Source organism: Nitrospira sp. (assembly GCA_029194535.1).
In the GTDB taxonomy this organism is placed as follows: domain Bacteria; phylum Nitrospirota; class Nitrospiria; order Nitrospirales; family Nitrospiraceae; genus Nitrospira_C.
Window position 1 is genome coordinate 1,016,925 of sequence record JARFXR010000002.1, and the last position, 15,748, is coordinate 1,032,672.

Annotated in this window: 14 protein-coding genes and 1 tRNA gene; 7 read left to right on the top strand and 8 right to left on the bottom strand. The window is 60.0% G+C overall.

Features of this window, described 5'->3' with window-relative positions; genetic code table 11:
• Nucleotides 1-58: 58 nt before the first annotated feature.
• From P0111_16290 to P0111_16315, 6 genes are all read right to left on the bottom strand, one after another.
• Nucleotides 59-1,903: a GTP-binding protein gene (locus P0111_16290; GenBank protein MDF0645592.1), complete on the bottom strand. Its 1,845-nt coding sequence runs from the start codon at nt 1,901-1,903 to the stop codon at nt 59-61.
• A 138-nt stretch (nt 1,904-2,041) separates the two neighbouring features.
• The gene (locus P0111_16295; protein MDF0645593.1) at nt 2,042-2,839 is read right to left on the bottom strand and encodes a sulfate adenylyltransferase subunit 2; all 798 of its coding nucleotides are present in this window, start codon (nt 2,837-2,839) and stop codon (nt 2,042-2,044) included.
• 26 nt (nt 2,840-2,865) lie between these two features.
• A complete protein-coding gene (trpD, locus tag P0111_16300; GenBank protein MDF0645594.1) occupies nt 2,866-3,918 on the bottom strand; it encodes an anthranilate phosphoribosyltransferase in 1,053 nt (350 codons plus the stop codon).
• Nucleotides 3,918-4,625 (bottom strand): phosphoadenylyl-sulfate reductase, encoded by a 708-nt coding sequence (locus P0111_16305; protein MDF0645595.1) that lies wholly within the window; start codon nt 4,623-4,625, stop codon nt 3,918-3,920. The genes trpD and P0111_16305 overlap by 1 nt, the downstream gene beginning before the upstream one ends.
• Before the next feature lie 10 nt (nt 4,626-4,635).
• Nucleotides 4,636-7,113, bottom strand: coding sequence for a sulfurtransferase TusA family protein (locus tag P0111_16310; protein ID MDF0645596.1), 2,478 nt, complete (start codon nt 7,111-7,113; stop codon nt 4,636-4,638).
• 9 nt (nt 7,114-7,122) lie between these two features.
• Nucleotides 7,123-7,572 carry an Rrf2 family transcriptional regulator gene (locus P0111_16315; protein MDF0645597.1) on the bottom strand — a complete coding sequence of 150 codons (450 nt, stop codon included), beginning with the start codon at nt 7,570-7,572 and terminating at the stop codon, nt 7,123-7,125.
• Between the two features lie 494 nt (nt 7,573-8,066).
• Between P0111_16315 and P0111_16320 the strand changes: the two genes are divergently transcribed.
• From P0111_16320 to rplT, 7 genes are all read left to right on the top strand, one after another.
• Nucleotides 8,067-8,672: a helix-turn-helix domain-containing protein gene (locus P0111_16320; GenBank protein ID MDF0645598.1), complete on the top strand. Its 606-nt coding sequence runs from the start codon at nt 8,067-8,069 to the stop codon at nt 8,670-8,672.
• A gap of 66 nt (nt 8,673-8,738) precedes the next feature.
• A complete protein-coding gene (locus P0111_16325; GenBank protein ID MDF0645599.1) occupies nt 8,739-9,011 on the top strand; it encodes an HU family DNA-binding protein in 273 nt (90 codons plus the stop codon).
• A gap of 137 nt (nt 9,012-9,148) precedes the next feature.
• A tRNA-Val gene (locus tag P0111_16330) sits at nt 9,149-9,223 on the top strand.
• A gap of 56 nt (nt 9,224-9,279) precedes the next feature.
• Nucleotides 9,280-11,229 carry a threonine--tRNA ligase gene (thrS, locus tag P0111_16335; protein MDF0645600.1) on the top strand — a complete coding sequence of 650 codons (1,950 nt, stop codon included), beginning with the start codon at nt 9,280-9,282 and terminating at the stop codon, nt 11,227-11,229.
• 28 nt (nt 11,230-11,257) lie between these two features.
• Nucleotides 11,258-11,749: a translation initiation factor IF-3 gene (gene infC, locus P0111_16340; GenBank protein MDF0645601.1), complete on the top strand. Its 492-nt coding sequence runs from the start codon at nt 11,258-11,260 to the stop codon at nt 11,747-11,749.
• A 37-nt stretch (nt 11,750-11,786) separates the two neighbouring features.
• Complete coding sequence (gene rpmI / locus P0111_16345) at nt 11,787-11,987, top strand: 50S ribosomal protein L35 (GenBank protein ID MDF0645602.1); 201 nt, start codon at nt 11,787-11,789, stop codon at nt 11,985-11,987.
• Nucleotides 11,988-12,024: 37 nt separating this feature from the next.
• Nucleotides 12,025-12,393 (top strand): 50S ribosomal protein L20, encoded by a 369-nt coding sequence (gene rplT / locus P0111_16350; protein ID MDF0645603.1) that lies wholly within the window; start codon nt 12,025-12,027, stop codon nt 12,391-12,393.
• Between the two features lie 61 nt (nt 12,394-12,454).
• Here the strand turns inward: rplT and pheT are convergent, their stop codons facing one another.
• Both pheT and P0111_16360 read right to left on the bottom strand, forming a co-directional pair.
• Nucleotides 12,455-14,176, bottom strand: a complete 1,722-nt coding sequence (gene pheT, locus P0111_16355) for a phenylalanine--tRNA ligase subunit beta (protein MDF0645604.1) — start codon at nt 14,174-14,176, stop codon at nt 12,455-12,457.
• 4 nt (nt 14,177-14,180) lie between these two features.
• The gene (locus P0111_16360) at nt 14,181-15,743 is read right to left on the bottom strand and encodes a phenylalanine--tRNA ligase subunit alpha (protein MDF0645605.1); all 1,563 of its coding nucleotides are present in this window, start codon (nt 15,741-15,743) and stop codon (nt 14,181-14,183) included.
• Between the last annotated feature and the right edge of the window lie 5 nt (nt 15,744-15,748).

Sequence of the window (15,748 nt, forward strand, 5' to 3'; positions counted from 1 at the left end):
CACGACTGTCCCCGTCCTGAACAAAATGGGACCCGTACGGCTCCGCCGAGCCAGTCCCTCAGATCGAATACTGAAACGTCGGCTTGGCTCCGATGGCGTGCGCCAGGACACCGCGGCGTTTCAACTCCTCGATGATCCGGCGGGTCGCCGCATCGAAATCCGCTGGTCCCGTCAAGATGATGTCCGTTCCGGCGGGCGCCTCCTCTGGCACCTTGCTCATGTGCACGGCAATGACCGGCGCCGGGTGCACCAGCGTTCGGATCGCCTGGGCGGCTTCGGCATACCCCATCCCGAACGGATTGGTCGTGGAGACCACGATCAAACCCGTGTCGATAAGCAGCCGCGCTACTTCTCCGTAACGGCGAGCCATCTCGGTCGTCTGCCCTCGCTCGTGTTCCGAGAGATCGGCGTCGAGACCCCGCCGGAGATTTTCTCCGTCGAGCAGATAGGCATGTCGCCCATCGGCTACGAGCCGGCCCTCCAGTTTCTTGGCCAGAAAGGACTTGCCCGTATGCCGCCCGCCGGTCACCAGGACGATCGCCGCCCGGTGGCCGTATTGTTGAGCCCGCTCCTCGATGCCGACTTCCCCTTTGACCCAGGCGAAATCCCGTCGCCGCGCTTCCTCGCGGAGGAATTCCTGATCGTCGTGAACCACTTCCGTAATGATCCCGCCGCCCGCGATGTCGTACTCGTCCACTAAGACGAACCGACCGGTGGCTTCAAAGGAGGACGACAAGTCGAACGCGACCGGAGCCTTCGTCCGCACCGTCAGTTCTGCCACCTGATTTCTCGCAACCGATGCGCTGTCCTGCTGCTGGGCTAGATCCATGGTGTCGATGATCTTGTGAATCACGGCGATCTCGCAATCCACTTCCTTCGTCGCGACGCGCAGGAGATATTTGCGGCCCTTCTCCAATGGACGCCGCCCGAGCCAGAACAGATTGGCACGAAACGCGGTCGACACCAACGGCAACTGCGTGTGATGGGTGGCCACCTCGCCTCGCTCGATGAAAATCTGCTCGTCGAGCGTGACGCCGACCGACTGACCGGCTTCTCCACCGGTCGGCGGCGGGTCGATATTGAACGCTTCGACGGACCGGATGTTGGCGCGCTTGTTCGAAGGGGAAAAGACCAGGTGGTCTCCGATCTTCAGCCGGCCCGCCGTGATGCGGCCGGTGATGATCCGCCGCGCATCGAACTTGTAGACATCCTGGATCGGAAACCGGAGCGGCTGCTCAGACCTGGCCGTTTCCTTCTTGAACAGATGCAGCGTGTCCAGGACCGTTGGGCCTCCGTACCAGGTCATGGCCCCGCTGCGCTTGGCGATGTTATCGCCCAATTTCGCGCTGACCGGTATGACTCGTTCGGGCACGGCCCCGAACTGGCTCAGGAATTCCCGATATTCCTTCTCAATCCCGTCGAACACATCCTGCCGGTAACCGACAAGATCCATCTTGTTGACGACGACCGCGAACTGGCGCACGCCCAGGAGCGAGAGCAGGTAGCCGTGTTTCTTCGACTGCTCTTTCACGCCTTCGAGTGCGTCGATCAGGAGGAGGGCGGCTTCCGCCCGAGCGGCCCCTGAAATCATGTTCTTCAGAAACTCCTTGTGCCCCGGTGCGTCGATGATGATGTACTGGCGGCCTTGCCAGATGAAAAACGTGCGCGCTGTATCGATCGTAATGCCCTGTTCCTGTTCCTCGAGAAACGCATCGAACAGAAACGCGTACTCGAATTCCTTGCCTTGCTGCCGGCAAATCGCCTGCACTTTTTCCAGCTTGCCGTCCGGGAGCGATCCCGTGTCCGCATAGAGTCGGCCAAGCAGCGTCGACTTTCCGTGATCCACGTGGCCGACGATGACGATGTTGAGCGTCTCGGATGGCTTGTTGGTCGTTGTATCCATGTCACACTCTTGACGGAATCCTCAAACGGACAGCCAGCATCGCCGCAGGCGAGAAACAACCCGAGGCGTACGTTTTGTTGTACGTTGAGGATTGTTTAGAGCCGAGAAGGAAGCTGGATGCCTGTGTCAGCATTCTGGCTACATGTACCCGTCTTTGCGTAGGAGTTCCATCCCGCGTCCCTCGTCTTGCGCGCGGCCGGATCGCTCCGCCACCGTTGTGTGGCGCAGTTCCTCGATAATGTCGTCCACGCTCTTGGCCGTCGATTTGATCGGCATCGTGCAGGGGGCGCATCCGAGGCTCCGATACCGGGAGCCGTCGCCCTTGTCGAGGTACAAGTCGATGAAGGGGATATTCTCCAACTTGATGTATTCCCAGATGTTGATCTCCGTCCAATCCAACAACGGGTGAATGCGGATATGGGTCCCGGGCGGAAAGGTCGTCTTGAACTGGTCCCAAAGCTCCGGCGGCTGATCCCGAAAATCCCAGTCGCCGTGCTTGTCCCTCGGTGAGAAGTAGCGCTCCTTCGCCCTGGTCCCCTCTTCGTCCGCCCGAACGCCGAGGATCACGCCCGTGTAGCCCTTTTGTTCAAGCAGCTGCTTCAGACCGTTCGTCTTGAGCGCCGTGCAACAGGTCACCCGGCCCAACGTGTGATTCATGCCGGCGGCGAGCGCTTCCTTGTTTTGCCCGACGACGAGATTGAGATGCCACTCGCGCGCCAATCGGTCCCGATACTCGATCATGGCGGGAATCTTGTAGCTGGTATCCACATGCAGCAGGGGAAAGGGGACGTGGCCGAAGAAGGCCTTGCGCGCCAGCCATAACAGGACGGTCGAATCCTTCCCCATCGACCAGAGCATGGCCAGGTTGTCGAAATGCTTGTACGCTTCACGAAGAATGTACACGCTTTGATCTTCAAGCTGACGCAAATGCTTCACGGGTCGATCCTCTCCTCACGTACGCATCAACCGCCCGAAACCGCGACGATGGACTGCCGGCTGAGCGCTTCGAGCTTTCGCGCCGCGGCGCCGTTTTCGATGGCCCGCCGCGCCCGCGGCACGCAGGCGGCCAGCGAGGACTCCTTCCCCGCGGCATAGAGCAACATCGCGGCGTTGAACAGCACCCAGTCGCGCGGGCCGCCCGGCACCTGATTGTGCAGGATGCGGCGGAGGAGCAGCGCCTCTTTGTCCCGCTGCTCGGGCGGAAACCCGCCCATCTCGCGCGATGTCCCGAGACTCAGCCCCACGTCTTTCGGCGCGAGGGTCAGGGGAGTGATCCGGTCGTCGCGCAGCTCCAAAACTTTGGTCACCATCGCGATCGACAGTTCCGGATCTCCTTCGACGCCACGGATCACGAGCGCTCTCGGCGCCCCCAACATCCGTAGCGCCTCCGCGGTCTTTTCAAAATAGGGCGGGTGGGTCAACCCTATCACTTGAGAACGGCTGCGGGCCGGATTGAGCAATCGCGCAACCGGATGAAACACGTTTCGCACGCCGAGTTCCCGCCGCAATTCAAGAAATCGGTAGAGCGGAGGGTGATAGAGTGCGATGTCCAGATAGGCGAATCCCTCTTTCGTCACGACCTCCCCTGCGGCCTTCGCATCCAGATCGGTCGGGATGCCCAATGCATCCAGGACTCCGGCTTGGCCCGGCCGACCGGGGATTCCGTCGTATCCATGCATGAGCACGGCCGCACCGGCCGCTGCCGCCACGATGGCCGCGCCGGCCAGCGCATGAAAGGTGTCCTGTTTGCCGGCGTAACTCGGCAGATCCACCACGCCGAGTTCTTGTGACACCCGAACCGGCGGCACATAGGAGCGAGCGGTTGCGGTAAAGGCCGCAAGTTCGGTGACCGACTCCATTTTCACCCGCATCGCGACCAGGAAGGCGCCGACCTGCGCCGGAGTGGCCTCGCCCTCGATGAGCGCTTTCATGGCGCGCTTGGCCTCGTCCCAGGTGAGGTCCTTGGACGCTTTCTGCCCCTTGGCGATTTTCGCGATGAGCTCGTGCATCGCCATCAGGAGGCCTTGTGGAGCCCGCACTCCGTTTTCTCACGCCCTTGCCACCGGCCGGACCGAGGATCGTCCCCGGGCAGCACCGGTTTCGTACAGTGCGTGCAGCCGATGCTGGGATAGTTGCGATCGTGCAATTCATTGTAGGGCACTTCGTAGACTTTGATGTACGTCCAGACCTCGGCCCAGGTCCACGTCGCCAGCGGGTTGATTTTGACCAGCCCGAAGGCATGGTCCCATTCGATCAACTTGGCGTTGGCTCGCGTCGAAGACTGTTCTCGCCTGATGCCGGTGATCCAGGCATCGTAGTCTTTCAATACTCTGGCCAACGGTTCCACCTTCCGGATCTTGCAACACTGATCGGGATCCCTGGCCCATAAGGCTTCTCCATGCCGAGCCGCCTGATCCACGGGCGTCAACAGCGATCTTACTTGTCGTATTTGCGCCGGCTTCAGGTTGTATCGTTCGGTGATCCGATCTCTGGTCGCGTACGTTTCGGGAAACAAGAAGTCCGTGTCGAGATAAAACAACGGCACCGACGGATTGATCCGATGCACCATGTCGACCAACACAACATCTTCCGCGCCGAAGCTGCACGCCAGGACGATCTTCGGCGCATAGCGTTGGATCGCGGCAGTCAACACGTCCTGCGGCTGCTTCGACGCGAATGAGTCGCCCCAGACCCCTATGTCTTCAGCCGATCCCTGCGTCATACGATACCTGCTATTCGACTTTCTCGACCAAGATCCGGAAATGCGCCGCCTCCGGCTCTAACGCCTCCTGGAGATGGATGAGGTGCCCGTCGTTCTTCAAACTCATCGGCACATTCTTAATCGGCTCTCCGGCGTCCAGCCACACTTCCAGTTTCTCGCCGGCATCCATCATTTCCAGCTTCAACTTCGTCTTCACGTAATTCATCGGACAGGCGACGCCCCGCAGATCGTACAGCGGCGCACCGGTCGGCATAGGCGCAGCTGGCTTAGTCGGCGCAGGGGGCGCTGGCACCTTCGCTTCCGTCGCTTCCGTGGTCGGTGACAACTTCAGATCTTTCCCCATCTGATCCGTCGCCGCACGGCAGGCATCGACAAACCCTTTCGCAAACGCCATCTTGGCCTTGGCCGATTCCAACGTCGTGTCCTTCGGACCCAGATCCCCGACCTTCTGGCCCAGGTCTCGATACTGCGGCGGCACGACTCCCTCGCCCGCGATGCGACGTTCGAATTCACCGAACGTTTCCGCATCGGTCGACGGCTCGAGGCCTTCGGTCACCAGGAGCGCCTTGGCGGCGGCCAGGACCGCACGGTACGATTTGTTCACCGACACGGAATACTGATGGTTGTCGATCAGGAGCCGGGCCTGATACAGCTCCTGATCCGCTTCGAGGATGCCGTTCTCGATCATCTCGAGCGCACCGCCGGCGCATTCGCCCGGCCCGAGATCCTCCAACACGAATTCTTCCTCTCCCTCCCAATCGTAATAGAAGGTGGGATCGTCGTCGAAGGCCGGCACGATGGTATAGGGAATCAATTCGTCCTTGAGGGCGTTCTTGCCGACCCGGTCGATGAATGCCGGCAGGCCCTCACCCGGCTTGCGGTCGCGACGATACACATCGATCAAGTGCGTGATGGCGGCCGACACGGCCTTGGCGGGAAGTTTCACCGTCATCTGGCCGATCTTGGCCGTTCCGTTCACCTTGCCGCCGAGATGCAATTCGTAGAACGGCGCCGTATGCTCGCCGAGGCGCTTGCCGACCCCGTGCAGGCCGATCGTGGCGATGTGGTGTTGCGCGCACGAATTGTGGCATCCGCTGATCTTGACGCTGACGTCTTTCAAGTCCTCCGGCACGCGCCCAGCCGGGAACACCTCCGCCAATGCCCGCGCAAGCCCCTTGGACGACGTGATGCCTAAGCCGCAAGTGTCGGTGCCTGGGCAGGCGATGATATCCTCCACCAATTCCGCTCCGGGATCGGCCAGCCCCGTGGATGCCAGTTCGTCATACAGGGTTCTGATCGCGGGCTCCGGGATCCATCGAATGATCAGATTTTGATTGATCGTGGTGCGGATGTTCCCATTCGAGTACCGTTCCGCAAGATCGGCCACGAGCATCATCTGGTCGGCCGTCACATCGCCCATAAACAGCTTGACGACTGCCGCGAGGTAACCGGCCTGCTTCTGACGCACCACGTTGGTGCGTTTCCACATGTCGAAGGGCGTTTCCTGCACCGCGCCGTTGACGCGACCGTTTCCCGATAGGCTGTTTGGTGTCACCGGTTCCGGCATAATCAAGGGCGTGGGCCTGTCCTCATATTCGAGCAGCTTTAGCGGCTCGTCGGCAGGACGAGCATGCCCCATGCTTACGTAGGCGTCTTCCCACCGACGCTTGAATTCGGCGAATCCAAGCTTGTCGATCACGAATTTCATGCGGGCTTTGTTCCGATTTTTTCGGTTGCCCAGGGTGTCGAAGACCTTGATGACGGCCTCGATGCTCGGAATCAACTCGTGCATCGGCGTAAACTCACGGAGGACTTGCGCGATGCGAGGGGCGGATCCGAGTCCGCCGCCTACGACCATGCGAAATCCGATGGCGCCGTCTTCCCGCTTGGCGGCCAACAGCCCGATATCGTGGATCGGCGTCAGGGCGCAGTCGTGCTTGCAGCCGGAGAAGGCGATCTTGAACTTGCGCGGCAGGCTTTGATTCAGCGGGTTCCGCAACAGGTGATAGGCGACCGTCTTGGCGTAGGGGGTGATGTCGAACACCTCGCCCTGGCAGATGCCGGCCAGGTGGCAGCCCGTCACGTTGCGCACGGTATTGGCGCAAGCTTCCCGAGTGGTCAACCCGACTTCCGCCAACCCGCGCATGATGTCCGTCACGTCTTTGAGTTCGACGAAGTGGAGTTGGATGTCCTGCCTGGTGGTGACGTGTCCCACTCCGGTGGCATACCGTTCGGCCAGTTCGGCCAGGCGTCGCAGTTGATTGGCGGTCAGCCCGCCGAAGGGGATTTTGATGCGGACCATCTGTACGCCGGGCTGCCTCTGCCCGTAGATGCCGTATTGCAAACGAAAGGGCTTAAACAGATCCGGGACGATCTCTCCCGACAGTAGGCGCTTGGCTTCCTGTTCAAAGGTCTCGATCTCGTCGGCGATCGCCGGCGGAATCGGCTGTGTATGGACGGTGGCGGAGGTCAGGGTTTTGGCGGTCATGATGGAACCTCAGATGTGATACATAAGGGTACGTTGTTGATCGAGGACGCGTTGCTTCCCGGCCAGCTCATCGATGGTGACGCCTTCCAAAACGTGGCGCTCTGCCTCGTGAACTCGTTCCCATACTTTTTTGAGCAAGAGATCCGACTTCGTCATTCGTTGAGAATGCGGACGGCCGTTCAATCCGCCCGAGCTGAGGAAGGGGCCATCCAATGCCTCCAGCACTTCAGCAACGGACAGATCTGCCGGTTTCTTCGATAGCACATATCCGCCTTGGGCGCCGCGTTGACTGGACACCAACCCAGCTTTCTTCATCGCGTGCAGTACCTGTTCGAGAAAACGCGCAGGAATGCCTTGCCGCTTGGCGATCGACTTCGCCTGAACCGGAAGGACTCCGCTATGCATGGCCAGATCAACGGCAGCCATAATTCCATAGGTAGATCGAAGAGATACCTTCATACATGACTATTCCGGTCGGAATTTGGCAATGTTAGCGTTCTGTTTTGTAGGTTGTCAAGATCCCCTAAAGCGTTCGGAGTGGGTCAGCCGGCCATCAGGCGCGCTGACCTGTGTCCTTCCTTCGGAGAAGGACAACCTGGTCATGGTCTTCTGCTCAGCTTCTGGTCACCATTGAGTCGTGATCGAAGAGTGGATGCCCGCCGTCGCGGGTATGACACAGGAGGATTGCGCGACTTCACGGTGAGAGTCGCCGACCAAGACAGCTGAGCGAACGTTCAGGAGACTCCTGTCCGGCGAACATGACGCATGCACGGGTAACCACGATGACTCCGTCTCGCATCAGCGATCGCAGAACTGCACGATCAACGGAAGCGAGCGCTCCGTTGTCATACATCAGCCTAGCCATCGACGACGCCTTGCGCGCATCATATTTCGCCGTTGACATCAAATGGGCTCTGGGCAATAATCCGACGCTCTTCTTCGGGTGGTAGTTCATGACACTCTCTCCATCGGTTTTCAGCGTTCTGCTGCTGAGCGGTGACTCGGATATTCAGACTCAGTTCAAGCAGGCGTTCAAAGACGCATCCCTAACCACCGCAAAGGACGCTGCAGCCTTACCAAAGGACTCGACCGAGCGGATCTTTGACGCGGTCATTCTTGAGGCAAAGCCTGGGACCCATGATGCCGTGTCGGCTTTACCCCGTCATCTCGATCTCACGCAGGCGCTCATCATCACCGGCACTCGTACGGCGCTGCGTCGCGCCTCGAAATTCATGCAGGCCCTCAATCGATCCAGGCACGGCGCCGCCAACGGACAGGCGGCGCCCTCCCTCGAAGACTTTATCGAGCGAAAGATGGGCGACTTCGTCAAGGGCATGCGGAATGGATCGGGGAGGAATCTCCATCCCATGCTGATTTCGGCCATCGAACGACCGCTGATCACCAGGGCGCTCCAAGAAACCAAGGGCAACCAGATCCAAGCGGCTGAGTTGCTGGGTCTGAACCGTAATACGTTGCGGAAAAAGATTCACGATCTGCATATTCCCGTGAAGCGGGGACGGCCCGCCCGCGTGCGCGACGTAGAGCCCACAGCCTGCTAAGAGAGCAATCCTGGAATCGAGGCGAGTTCCCGAGCACATTCCAACCACCATGACAGGAGGGGCATAATGACTAAAGAAGAAGTGATTGCAAAAATGGCCGCGTCCGCCGGAATCACCAAAGTGGCGGCGGGAAATGCTCTCCAAGCCTTTACCGGAGCCGTCACCTCCTCCCTGAAAAAGGGTCAGCGCGTTTCCCTGGTGAATTTCGGCACCTTCACCATCTCTCGGCGAAAGGCACGCCTGGGCCGCAATCCAAGAACCGGCGAGACGCTCCGGATCCCGGCTGCAAAGGTGCCGAAGTTTTCTGCTGGAAAGGTGTTGAAGTCGGCGGTCCGCTGACCCCGGACGCCTATCCGACAAGAGGCCGTCCCCGGGCACAAGGAGAAGAGGTTACGCAGCGGTCCCGCGTGGCCTCTTCTCCTTTGCGTTTCTTGACACGAAAGTCGGGGCTATATTAGCATGCGCATCCGGACGATAGGCGCGTAGCTCAGGGGGAGAGCGCTACCTTGACACGGTAGAGGTCGACGGTTCAAGACCGTCCGCGCCTACCATTCGGCTGAGGGCATCCGTATGCCTCTCCGAGGCGGGGTGCCTTTGTTGTTTTTGCATGGGCACATTGCATAAGCCGATGAAAGTCGTATTGAAAAACGGTCAGGGGCTGACGATCGAACGTGGTGAATCCGTTCAAACCGCGCTCTCATCCCTGGGCGCGTTGGACTCGCAAGTTCTCGCCGCCAAAGTCAACGGTCAGGTGGTGGATCTCTCGAAACCGCTGTCCAGTGATGCCACAATCGAACCGCTGCGTTTTGACAGTGCGGAAGGGCGCGAGGTGTATCGGCACAGCAGCACGCACATCATGGCTCAGGCCGTCAAGGAGCTGTTTCCGTCCGCGCAACTGACGATTGGCCCCGCGCTCGAGGACGGCTTTTATTATGATTTTGCCTTCGATCGTCCCTTCACTCCCGAAGACCTGGCCAAGATCGAAGAGCGGGTCGGGGAAATCATTCGACGCAATCTGACCATTAGCAGACGGGAGTTCAGCAAACCCGAGGCGATCGAATTCTTCCGCTCGCGGGGAGAGCAGTACAAGGTGGAACTCATCCAAGGATTCCCGGACGGTGAGTCGATCACGGCCTACACGCAGGGAGATTTCGTCGATCTTTGCCGTGGCCCCCATCTTCCCAGCACCGGACATGTCGGCTCGCTCAAGCTGTTGACCACGGCGGGAGCCTACTGGCGTGGCGACGAGCGCAATCCGATGCTGCAACGGATCTACGGTACGTCCTTTCCGACGCAGACTGAATTGGATGCTCACCTTGCGCGCCTGGAGGAAATCAAGCGTCGCGACCACCGGAAAGTCGGTAAGGAGCTGGATCTGATCTCGGTTCAGGACGAGATCGGCCCGGGCCTTGTCCTATGGCACCCGAAGGGGGCGGCGATCCGGTTGCTGATCGAGAACTTCTGGCGCGAACAGCACATCAAGGATGGTTACGAACTGGTGTACTCCCCGCACGTCGCCCGGCTCGATCTGTGGAAAACCAGCGGACATGTGGACTATTACCGCGAGAACATGTTCACGTCCATGAAGCTGGAGGGAAGCGAATACCAGCTGAAGCCGATGAACTGTCCGTACCACATCATGATCTACAAATCTCGGCTTCGGAGCTACCGCGATTTGCCCGTCCGATACGGAGAACTCGGAACCGTCTACCGCTACGAACGGACGGGAGTGCTTCACGGCCTGTTGCGAGTGAGGGGGTTCACCCAGGACGATGCCCATCTCTTTTGCCGGCCCGACCAAATTGAAGCCGAGGTCAGTCGTGTCCTCGACTTCACCTTCTTCATGCTACGGACGTTCGGATTCGCCGAGTTTGAAGTCTTCCTGTCCACCAGGCCGAAGGAATCGGTCGGTGGCGACGAGCATTGGAGCTTGGCTACAAGCGCGCTCGAGGCGGCCTTGAAGAGCCGGAACATCGCCTATCAACTGGATGCGGGCGGCGGCGCCTTTTACGGCCCCAAGATCGACATCAAGATCAAGGATGCCTTGGGACGATCGTGGCAATGCTCAACCGTGCAGGTGGATTTCAACAATCCGGAGCGGTTTGAATTGAGTTACATCGGAGAGGACGGCAAGGCTCATCAGCCCATCATGATTCACCGCGCGCTTCTCGGCTCGATCGAACGGTTCTTCGGCATCTTGATCGAACATTACGGCGGCGCATTTCCAGCCTGGCTGGCGCCGGTACAAGCCGTGGTGATGGCCATCACCGACAACCAACGCGAGTATGCCGCCAAGGTCGCGGCTGAGTTGAAGGCAGCCGGTTTCCGCGCAGACGCCGATCTCCGCAACGAGAAGATCGGCCTCAAGATCAGAGAGGCGGAACGAGCCAAGATCCCCTTCATGTTCGTGGTCGGCGACCGCGAAGTACAGAGCGGCATGGTTTCCGTGCGCGGACGCAGCGGCGCCAATCTTGGGAGTATGACGATCGCCGGGGTGTTGGACCTTCTCCGCCGCGAGGCCGACCGGACCGGACAGCAACTTTCACTCACATCATGAGAGGTGGCCTATCGTTCCCAAACTGCGCGTGAACCGCGAAATCAGAGTGCGTGAGGTCAGAGTGATCGGCCCGGAGGGCGAGCAGCTCGGGATTCTGCCAACCCCGGAAGCGTTTCGGCAGGCGCAGGAAGGCGGCTACGATCTGGTGGAAGTCGCACCCACCTCGGCTCCGCCCGTCTGTCGCATCATGGACTACGGGAAGTACAAGTATGAGTTGAGCAAGAAGGATCACCAGAACCGGCGCCATCAAAAATCGACCCAGGTGAAGGAAATCAAGCTTCGTCCCAGAACGGACAAGCATGACCTGGAGATCAAGGTTCGACAAATCAAGTCGTTTCTGGAAGAGGGAAACAAGACCAAGATCACACTGACCTTCCGGGGACGTGAGATGGCCAACCAGGAGATGGGCCGCTCGCTCATGAGCTCGGTCATCGAGCAACTGTCCGAGACCGGCACGATCGAATATGCACCCAGGATGGAAGGCCGGAGCCTCATCATGATCGTCGCCCCCAAGAGCTGACGGCGAGCAACAACGTCTAACCAAAGGACAACAGAGTATGAAGGTGAAGGTGAAATCCCATAGCGGAGCCAGCAAGCGGTTTCACAAGACCGGCACCGGGAAATTCGTCCGAAAGAAGGCAGGAAAGCGACATATTCTGACCAGCAAGAATCGCGAGCGGAAGCGCCGCTTGAGCGGGTCGGTCGTCGTGGACCCGACGAAGGCCGCCGCGCTGGCGCGCCTGCTCCCGTATCAGTAGCGATCGCTGCGACTCAACCGAAAAGGAGTACTCTCTCATGCCTCGCGTAAAAGGTGGGCCGAAAACACGGGCCAGAAGGAAGAAGCGGCTGAAGCTTGCCAAAGGCCAATACGGAGCCAAGAGCCGGCTGTTCCGGTCGGCGACCGAATCCGTCGATAAGGGCCAGCAATATGCGTATACGGGCAGGAAGAACCGGAAACGGGACTTCCGGCAACTGTGGATCGCGCGGATCAGCGCCGCGACCAGAGCGCACGGCTTGTCCTATGGTCGCTTTATCAGTGCCTTGAGAAAGGCCAATGTGTTGCTTGATCGCAAGGTCCTCTCGGACATGGCCATCAAGGACACGACCGGATTCGAGCAGTTGATCGGGTTGGCCAAGAAGCAGCTGGCACCAGCCGGCGCATGACCGCGCTCCCCGGATCTTGACACCTCTGCGCGCAGAATCTGCGCGCAGAGGCTTACCCTAATCACGGCTGTTTGTCGAAGGCCGAGAGGTCGATCTCGAAGGAGACGGCTGGAACGGTGATTTGCCAGTGTTCGAGCACCTCTGGATGTAGCTCCCCGACGAGCCCCAGCACCACGCCGTCCTCGCCCACGATACGACCGGCCCGCCCATCGAGAAACGAGGGATGCTGGACCGATTCCAGCTTGTAAGCCCGGTCGAGATAGTACAGCAGCGCGTCCAGACAGGAGTGGATCTCGGAAAAATTCGCGTCCGCATGCGCGATCAGAGCGCCGAGCACCATCACCGTGTCGGCCCCCAACTCGTGAGCCGGATCAGGCCGCGCGATCTCACCCGCTTCGAAGAGTCGGTGGGGGAAAAACGCCCGGCTGGACGCGGCTTCTACCCGCAGCAACGACGGCAACATCCACTGGCGCAACGCCGAGAAGTTCTGCGACATGACATTGTCGACCTCCACCAATCGTCCCCATTCCGTTCCGTTCAATCGCATGGCATCGGACAGCAACTGGGGAGAGCCGAGAATGTTTGAGATGATTTCCTGGAAGCCCATGCCGACCATCAAGCCCCTCGCGCAATCGGACAGCGTCTCCAGGCGCGACAGGCCGCCGACCGTGAATTGGGACGGCATGACGGGAAGAAACTCGGAGAATCCCCGGCTGATCGCCACATCCTCCACCAGATCCATGGGGTGCATGAGGTCATGGCGGTAGAGCGGAAGCCGCACGGTGACGTCTTCCTGTCCCACCTTCACCTCGTAGCCGTAACTCTCCAACGCGTGACTCACGTCCCGTGCGTCCATCGCTTGCCCGAGCGCCCGTTCGATGGTGGCGAGGGAGAGCGTCCGCTCTCGACCCAAGTCCCGCGGCGTCACCACTCGCTGCCCCAATTCCGTCTTGAACGGATAGACCACTTCCACAGGCTCGATCGCGGCTCCCCGGTCGGCGAGGTTGGCTGCAAGAATATTGAGGGTCAGGATGACCATTGGAAGGTCGGTCCCCGTCACTTCGACGAACAGGGCGTCGTCGCCCACACGGACCTCGCCGATTTCCCTGCTGTTGATGATCGGAGGGAATGACAGAATCTGTCCCTCGGCGTCCAGGAGCAACGGAACCTGGTCTTTTCCCGCAACAATGCCGCCGAACTCCAGCCCCTTGGGATGAACCAGCAGCATCTCGCCGAGCGTCATCACGGTCGTCATCCCCAGTGGGATAAATCTGGCGCTCTCAGGCGCCACGGCTTCATAGGAAACCGGAAACTTGATCGCGGGTAAACGGTACAAGCCGATGGAGACCGTGCGGCGCTTGCGTCCGAAGATCTCCGCCAATTTTTCCTGCGTCTGGATCAGCTGCGCCAGCCCCTCCCTGGTGACCTGATACCCGGTCGCCGTGCAAGCGGCCACATAGGGTCTCAACTCTTCCAAACCCGCTCCGACCACGATCTGTTTCGCCGGCGGCTTCCGAAGGGACAGAAACCCATAGGGAGCGCTGGTTCCGGCTTGCTTGATGCGGATTTGTCGCGCGATGCCTTCACAACACCACAGATCGGGTCGATTACTGTCCTGCAGTTCGATCCGCAGTTCGCCGGTGTCGGGGCTCTGCCCCTTGAGTTCCCCCTTGACCAACATCAGCCACTCGTCCAGCTGCTCGAGGGTCACCGGTGACGGAGGCTTGGCCGGGCCGGCCAGCAGCTGTTCGAAATCCTGTCTGAAGATCGTAATCGTCGGCATGAAGTTAGACTGCGCCGCGCGTGGAGCGGATCAGATCGAGATTGTCGGTGAACAGTTCGCGGATGTCATGAATGCCCAGCGCCACCATTGCCATGCGGTCGAGCCCTAACCCCCATGCAATCACCGGCACGTGGATACCGAGCGGCGTGGCCACCTCCGGACGGAACAACCCGGCACCGCCGAGTTCGATCCAGCCGAGTCGCGGGTGGCGTACGTGCAGCTCCACCGAAGGCTCCGTAAAAGGAAAATAGGCCGGGAGGAACTTGACTTCCTTTGCCTGCGCGACTTCCCGCGCGAAGAGGTTCAGGAGGCCGAGCAAGGTGCGAAAATTGATGTCGTCGCCCAGCACGATCCCTTCGACCTGGAAAAAGTCCGTCGCATGGGTCGCATCGACCTGGTCATAGCGGAAGCAGCGCGCAATTGAAAAATACTTCCCCGGAACCAGGGGATTAGACGCCAACCGGTGGGCGGAGACCGCCGTACCTTGGCTCCGCAAGACCAACCGACTTGCCCGCTTGAGATCGAACGCATAACCCCAGCCGGTTGAACCGGTATTCCCGCCGCGCTCATGGACCTCCTTCACACGAGTGAGATAGGGTTCCGCAAGACCTTTGGCATGCGTGGGATGTTTCACGAAATAGACGTCGTGAATATCCCGGGCCGGGTGGAACTGCGGCATGAACAGCGCGTCCATGTCCCAGAACTCGGTTTCCACGAGCGACCCCCGCATTTCCTGAAAGCCCATACTGACGAGCTTGATCTTGACCGTATCGAGAAATTCGCGATAGGGGTGACGCCTCCCTGGAGCGATCCTGGGTGCCCTCAAGCTGATGGTGTACTTGCGGAACCGCTTCGTCCTCCAGCCGCCTTCTTTCAGGAGTTCAGGCGTCAGTTGCGAGACTTCCTCGGCCGTGTTCTGGCGGGACAGGTGCTTCAGCGCATCAAAGCCCTCGGTGGTCGGCTTCAGCCACCGAGTCACGCGATCGTCTACCCGAAACGGCTCCTTGATCTTCCCCCGCTTGACGGCATGCGCATCAATCACCCGCTGCTGGAGGTCGGAGAACGTCGTTAAGGCTCGGGGACCGCTGCGGAGTTGCTGGAGCAGCCCTCGCAACGTTTCGGCGGTCTGGCTCGGTCGTCCCGTCGACTCAAGGCATCCGCCTTGAACGATCAAGAGGGCACCTTCTTTTTTCAAGGCCCCGATGGCTCCGCTCACGTCCGACGGCTCCAAACCTTCTCGGGTCTGCAGATCTTGGATCGTGAGGCGTTTGCCGGTCCCGGCCGCCTCGCGCGCGACGGACAAGACCAGCTCGATCGGCGACTGTTTCTCGAAATATTGCTCACCGGTCTTGGTCAACGACACGATGGGAGTCACGGTTTCGTTCTCAACGGCGAGGAGTGACTTGGCCAACAGCCACTCAACCGCCATGCTGATTTGTGAAGCCTCCAGTCCGGCAACCGTGGCCAGCTGCTCTGTTTCCACCGCGCGGTCGCGGCGTTCCGAAAAGGCCGCGAGGACCCTGATTTCCAGGGGATGCAGACTATCGATGACAGCAGTGATATCCACCCGAT